1 protein-coding gene is annotated in these 1,354 nt (G+C 69.1%); it reads right to left on the bottom strand.

The window, feature by feature from the left end:
- Window positions 1-1,123 (bottom strand): IS110 family RNA-guided transposase (locus tag ON20_RS25915; protein WP_040839670.1); only part of this gene is annotated, 1,123 nt, incomplete at its 3' end.
- Window positions 1,124-1,354 lie beyond the last annotated feature (231 nt).

The following is a 1,354-nucleotide window of genomic DNA, read 5'->3' as shown; positions in this document are numbered from 1 at the left end:
GGATGGCGTGGGGGTGGTCCTTGCCGGATTCGCGTGCTCGCCGGTAGATGTCGGCGGCCCAGGGGCTGGCGTGGCGGCTGTTGTCGGCGAAGGTCGTGATCGCTTGGCGGAAGCGCTTGTTGCAGGCCCACCGGAAGTGGGTGGCGGCGTGTTTGCCGGAGGCTTTGGTAACGGGGGTGCAGCCGGCGAGGGCGGCGACGACGTCGGAGCTGTCGTAGGCTTGTCGGCAGTCGCCCCACTCGGCGAGTATTTGCGCGGCGTTGATCCGACCCGACCTTGGCAGCGACGTGAAGATCCTCCCGTCCGGGTGTTCGTCGAGTTGGGCGGCGATCTGGCGATCCAGATCCTTGATCGCGGTGTTCAGGCCGCTCAGAACGCGGACCAGCGCCGAAACCGTGGCAGCGATTGCGGTCGTGACGGCGGTGCCGGTCGAGCCGGTGGGGGCGCTGCGCAGGCGGGCGAGCAGATCGGCGGGATGACGTTTGCCGGAGTAGCCCTGGCCGGTCAGGAACGCGGCAAGGCGTTTCTCGCCCAGGCGCGTGGCCGCGGCCGGAGTCGGGTATTTCGTCAGGAATGCCAGGCTGATCGGCGATTCGACGTCGGCGAAGATGGCTTTGGCGCCGGGCCGGTGCGCGTCCAGCAGCGCCGAGAGCTGGTTGGTCGCCGCGATGCGTTGCTCGACCAGGTCGCCGCGGGTGCGGACCAGCGTGCGGACCGCGACGGTGGCGTCGCCGAACGGGGCCGCGACCCGCAGTCGGTGCTGTCGCAGCCGCAGGTATTCGGCAATGACCTCGGCGTCACCGGCGTCGGACTTCGCGCCCGACAGTACCTCGGCCTCGCGCCAGGCTTTGATCGCGTTCGGGGTGACCGGCACGACCGGGTGGCCGGCTTCGAGCAGCAGGTCGACGAGGCGGCCGTTGGGGCGTTCGATCGCGATCGGGATCTGTTCGGCGGCAGCGTATTTCGACAGGCGACGGGTCAGCCGTTCGATTCCTTCGGCGGAGTGGGCGACGGTGAACCGGGACACGATCTTGCCGGACGGGTCCATCACGCACACGGCGTGCACCTCGGCGGCCCAGTCGATCCCGATGAAATACAACGCGGCGGACAACGCCAGCGACACAACGACTCCTCAACATGGCAGCGACGACCCGGTGGCGGCGAGACCGACTGCTGGACGGTCACTAACCGGCGCTCTGCGGCGCATCTCCCTGTTGCCAGTCGGCGGCCCCGCGAGAACCGGGGGCGGCAGTGTCATCGTGGCCCTCGAAGGGCTACCACCACGGGCCGTCACCCCGGCTCCCGCCGGATCCCAATCACGAACCCCACTGTGGGGCACGCAGAAAGGATGGTG

Source organism: Nocardia brevicatena NBRC 12119 (genome assembly GCF_000308495.1).
Classification (GTDB): Bacteria; Actinomycetota; Actinomycetes; order Mycobacteriales; family Mycobacteriaceae; genus Nocardia; species Nocardia brevicatena.
The sequence above is the reverse complement of the archived record's forward strand: the minus strand, read 5'-3'. Positions and strand labels throughout refer to the sequence as shown.